Genomic DNA, 5550 nt, shown 5'->3' with positions numbered 1-5550 from the left:
GCTTTAACAAATCCGACAGATTCCGATTGGCTTGCTGTTTGGAGTTGACGCCGTTTGGCAAAGAACGTGGATAAACTCAGTCCATGCTCTTCACAAAAAGCGCGTTGGGTAACACTGCTGCTTTCATATTGCTCAAACAGTGATTGCCATTCTAGGTTGGTACGTTGTTTTGCCATTTCAACTCTCCTTTGGGTTGGAGAGTTGATCTTATTCTTCGTGCTGAAGGATTAGAATGCGGTGTTCATGGCACGCTTACGGATTAGCTGGCATTGTTATCCCCTTAAAAATCTAGACGACAACTATGCTGACACGGGGGGAAACAGCCGATCGCAATCACCGAAATACGCATAAGCGACATATTGTTTTTTAAAGTTAACTGGGCTTAGATATCCAAGAGCACTGTCCTTCTTGTTCGATTATAATCAACTTCGATGTGCTTGGATGAAAATACGCAAGTGCTTGATGCATCTCTTCTCGCGGGTGAGGTGTTGCGTTTCAAGTGGCGGAGAGCCTTTAAATCAGAATGCTACCCGAACAAAAAAATGGCCATAAGAAACTAAGATGTTTCATGGCCACATTGTTAGATTAATGTTAAATAAATTGAGCTACGGATACTCCCCATATTTCAGCTTAGTATTAACACAATCATTTACCATCGATAGCCCAAACTAACTGTATATGCTTCTCTTGTTTCACCTTTATTATAAAGGGCTGTGATATTATAGTGTTTACCTATTTGCTTATTAAAACCAATCAAATAAGCCCATTGATTTAGAGAAACATCAACGTCATAAGTGAACTCACCTTGTAACGCATCTACATAACCTAGATTACCGGCTAACGTAGAATCTAAGCCTTGATATTCAGCACCAATTAATAACTGAGCTCTATAATCAACAAGCTGATAACCAACCATTGGTTGAGCAACAAACAGAGTATCACCCCAGCTCGAAGAGCCCTCTAATCGTGTTTGAGATGCGGTCATATTAAGCGTGGCGAAAAATTCTTTATACCCGACGGCTAGTGTAGTACCCACACCTAACAGATCATAGTCAAGACTTAAAGGAAGCTTCAATCGACCAGGGCTACACAGAGGGAGTCCTTCATTGCTTAGCGCACTACATAAGGCATCACCTAATCCAGGATCGATGCCGTTTAAACTATCTTTAACTTCGTTTAAACTCTCCGATGTATATTGCGCATCAATGGTTGCCTTAACTTTAATCTTTCCAGCTAAAGCGTAAACATTCCAGAAAGGCAAAATATAGACATCTCCCCTTATACTAAAACTCTCAGCATTAACTTTGGCGAAGGTCTCTGTCGGTTCAAAGTCCTTATCTAAATTCTGAAGGCCTAATGCTCCGAGACCTAAATTAAAAGATTGAAAGCCAAGATCCATATCTTGATTGCGATAAGCGACAGAAAAACCGTATGGAAGAGGAATATCAATACCTTGTCTACGGACTAAGTCTCCCATCAGTGGAAAAAAACTACTGACCTCGACCTTTTCTTCTCGAATACGAGGATCTGATGCTTCTTCAAGCTTTTCACTATCTAGAACTTCGACACCATCTACATCGTCATAAAAAGCGACGGGAGTCATGAGCAATGACAGAGTAAGCTTTTCTTTTTTTCTAGTTACTCCGTTTGCCACAATGGTTTTGCTTTTAACGTAAAATTGACCATTGTAACGCTCACTGATTAAGATTTCTTGTCTATAATCCTCAATTCTATAAGTACCATAGGTAAATGGTTGCGAATTAGTGATCACCATTTTAACAGGCTTGCGATCTTCAACACTTATCTCAACTCGCATGAAACGAAAATAGGCGACATCTTGAGGTAGTTGATACTTAGAATAGTTAAAACGTACAATTGCACGACGTTCATCTAATTCTTCAACGGTAACCGAAGACCGATCGTAACTATCTGAGTAGGCGCGAAGTCGATATTCTGTTTTAGTCAAATATTCAATGGAGTCTATCGCTCCACCATCTTCTGAGAGTGAAGGTTCACCATCGATTTGAGAAATTTGATCCTGAAAATATTTAATCCTCAAATCAATATTTCCCTTTAAATCTGTTGTTTGCACTAAATAAAAAGATGAAGATGAAGCCTCCTCATTAATTGAAGTGACTTTACGAACGTGCTCAACAATATGATCACCTTGAGATAAAGTACTAATACCATACTTAGGTAGGTGTTCCGGTATGCCATACTGTTCAAAAATAGAAGCTTCTTTTGCATTAGCAATATTAGAGAGTATCAAAATAAAAGAAAAGAAACTTACGCACCAAGATCTACGAAATAAAATAAAAAAAAATTTCGATGATTTACTTTCATCTCTATCCAACAAACTCTATTTAGCATATGTAGCATCATTCCTACCTCACTGTAATAAAAGACGACTTAGTAAATAGCATCACAAATACCTTGTGATGTGCTAGCATCAATACCCATATTTATCGTAGCATCCCACGCTGTAATATTCTTGTTTATTTCGCCACCATCATCCGTGGCATTATTAACTATCACCAATATGTTATCTGTATCTTCTTGGTATCGATATTCAGGGTTGAATAATTCATCGCTAAACCACAAACTCGATACTTCTCCCATAAGAAGAAGGTCACCTTCATCAGGCGCTATCTTCGATCCGCTTTGGTTATATAATCGATTAAATACAAAAGGAATTTCAGCTTGGTTACAGGCTTTTCCACCGAAACAAGCCAAATTACCTATTGTGTCAAAAATAGAGTCTTCAATCAGCTGGTTATTAAAACTTGCGACATAGTCAAAATGATAAATGATAGGAGTGATGTCATGATCGACTTCTTTTGCGTAATCACGAATAGCACATTTATATATCAATTGATTATTTAATTGATTAAACTTTCTTATCTCTTCTGATACCCCATCTAAAGTGGTAGGATTTTCCGATGGTGAGAAATCATCAAAGCGTAAAGGCGTGTCGGTCAACCGATCTACATATAGGATTGATGATATTAACGTGTACGCAGGTATATCTGCTATTTGTGGCAAATCACGAATATCATCACTATCTCCTATTAAAAATAGGACAACATCAAGTAATTTAATACCCGGTAATAATTCTATATTAATCAAGAATAGTAACTTTAACTCCGCTATATAACTATCCGTTTCATTGTTATTAAATCCTATAATAGAAGGGACGGTTAAAGGAGCTTCATGAGCGAGGCTTGTTACGTGATAGCCTGGGTATTCCTCATATTCTGTGCAAACCCCAAGGAATGTCTTTATGCACTCACGATGGGACTCAATGTAGGGTGAAAAGGGAAGTAATTTCGCTCGCGGTTCGATTGCTGCAATATCCGATGCGTATTTCAAAGTAAGCTTCGCCACAATCGATTCCGTGCTATCGCCATCTTCAATCCAGCCCAAGATGTCACTGACCATACTTTCGATGGTTTGGTCAGGTAAACCAAACAAGCGTCCCGTTATTTCTGCTTTTACTTGTTTTTGTAGTTCTAAAATCTGATCAACCGTCAATTGGTTAATACTTAAATCAGGATACAGCGTTGCCATTGCAGTTTCTAAAGTGTCGTATTGGTCTTTCGCTGCAGCGTATGATTCAAATGAAAGTCCGAGCGGTAAACTTTGCATAATCGCTCTGCTAAAGAAATTACCGGCAATATCATCTTCAGGATCGCGCTCTCCACTGGTTGTTTGCTGAAGCGCATTAATTGATGTCGCACCAGCACCTTGCCCAAATACAGTGACGTTTGTACTATCTCCGCCAAAGTCTTCGATATGTTGGCTAACCCACTCTAGAGCTCGCTTTTGATCACCAACCGCAAAGTTGCCCCCTTTCGTTTGACCTGCATCTTCAACCCACCGTTTTCCCAATAAACCAAGACGGTAGTTAAAAGTAACAGCGATAAAGGGGTTATCACTCATTGTACTTTGTGCAACGGCGACATCTGGAATTATATTGGGCAGGTGTCCAGATCCCGTTTCAAACGAACCACTATGGATATAAACATACACAGGTAATAAATCACCTGAAGTCGCATTATTAGGTCTCCATACGTTCAAGTAAAGGCAGGTCTCTGAGTACAATTCTGTTGAGCCAAACTGAGGGCATATATTCCCAAAGTCTGTATACGAATTATTTTCGGTCACCGCTTGTGCTAGAGGCAGCATCACACTGTGTTCAAAACGGTCAGGCGCACCGAAGAAAAAATCACCTTCGCTACTATCGCCCGAGTAAGCATAAGGTATCCCTTTGAACGTTTCTATTGTAACCAGTGAGGTACCGTCTTCAGTCGCAGAAAGTGAAGGGGCGACTGTGATTATTGGTTCTTTGAGGCCTTGTATAGTCACTTCACCTATTTGAGCCTCAAAAGTAATGGGTTGAGGTGATTCCTCTTCAGGAGCAGGGGTAAAGCTGAACTCAGTAGAATCATCACGACAACCGAAAAGTACAACTCCGATCAAAACCAAAAATGCTTTTGTCATCACTTACCTCTTCAATATCGAAAGTAAAGAACATTGCTATCACGCTTTGAATACCAAAATCAATCTTCTAATATTAGACTTAAAAATCAGAAAAAGTGGACAATATTACAATTACAGGTTCTGTCGTAAACAGTGGTGATAGGTTAAACTCTTCATCAAAATTCACCACTGCCGACGCTATGGCTATCAAATTTACAGGCGCCACTTTCCTTCCGACATCATTCTTCCGGCTGTTCGTTATTACGTTTCTTATAAGCTGATCTACCGTGAAACCGAAGAGATACTCAATGAGCGAGGTATCGATGTTGATCACTCAACCATCAATCGGTGGGTTATCAAATACGCCCCACTATTGGAGCACAGAGCACACCGAAGAAAGAAGCCTGTCGCTACTTCGTAGCGGATGGATGAGACTTACATTAACGTCAAAGGCCAGTGGAAGTATTATTACCGAGCCGTTAATAAATGCGGTAATGTGATTGATTTTTTACTGTGCGAATACCGTGACGAGAAGGCAGCTCGCGCCTTCTTCACCAGGCAATTAGCCATAATGGCTTGCCCGAAAAGGTCGTGATAGATAAGAGTGGTGCTAACGCATTAGCGTTACATAATATCAACGTCAGCCTTTGGTTAACGGGGAAGATGCTCAATCTAATTGAAGTGCTTCAGGTAATGTATCTGAACAAAGTCACCGTAGAGTGAAAGGTAAAATGCACCAGTGCCTAGGGTGGAAATCTGATGAAGGAGCAAAAGCTACTCTTGCAGGGGTAGATCTTTGGACTATGATTAAGAACGGACAGCTTGATAACCTAAATATGCTTGTCGTCAGTGCGAGAAAACAGGCGACAGCAGCCGAATCGTTCAGAAGCCATCCCCTCAGAGCCTCATCCCTAAAAGCTTCGCCACAGAAAGTTTGCTGACCAACATCATTCTTGGCAAATACCAATACGCGATGCCACTTTATCGTCAAGAATCGCTGTTTACCCAGTCGGGTATCGAGCTATCACGTACCACCATGGCTAGGTGGGTCATCCAAGTCAGTGAGAAGTT

At 40.4% G+C, this 5550-nt stretch carries 3 protein-coding genes and 2 pseudogenes; 2 read left to right on the top strand and 3 right to left on the bottom strand.

Annotated elements, in window-relative coordinates; translation table 11 throughout:
- The 3 genes from tnpA to AB4138_RS23335 form a co-directional block, all read right to left on the bottom strand.
- A partial coding sequence (gene tnpA / locus AB4138_RS23345) for an IS66 family insertion sequence element accessory protein TnpA (RefSeq protein ID WP_408068884.1) occupies window positions 1-176 on the bottom strand: 176 nt, incomplete at its 3' end.
- A gap of 473 nt (window positions 177-649) precedes the next feature.
- Window positions 650-2353 (bottom strand): hypothetical protein, encoded by a 1704-nt coding sequence (locus AB4138_RS23340; RefSeq protein WP_241910562.1) that lies wholly within the window; start codon window positions 2351-2353, stop codon window positions 650-652.
- 56 nt (window positions 2354-2409) lie between these two features.
- Window positions 2410-4500, bottom strand: a complete 2091-nt coding sequence (locus AB4138_RS23335) for a carboxylesterase family protein (protein ID WP_104216073.1) — start codon at window positions 4498-4500, stop codon at window positions 2410-2412.
- Window positions 4501-4690: 190 nt separating this feature from the next.
- Here AB4138_RS23335 and AB4138_RS23330 point away from each other — a divergent pair.
- Both AB4138_RS23330 and AB4138_RS23325 read left to right on the top strand, forming a co-directional pair.
- Window positions 4691-5303 (top strand): annotated as a pseudogene (locus tag AB4138_RS23330) (IS6 family transposase); the annotation flags it as partial.
- 5 nt (window positions 5304-5308) lie between these two features.
- A pseudogene (locus AB4138_RS23325) lies at window positions 5309-5550 on the top strand (transposase); the annotation flags it as partial.

It is taken from the genome of Vibrio sp. 10N.286.52.C3, from assembly GCF_041468865.1.
Taxonomy (GTDB): Bacteria; Pseudomonadota; Gammaproteobacteria; order Enterobacterales; family Vibrionaceae; genus Vibrio; species Vibrio crassostreae_C.
This window is presented reverse-complemented; position numbering and strand designations above follow the sequence as displayed.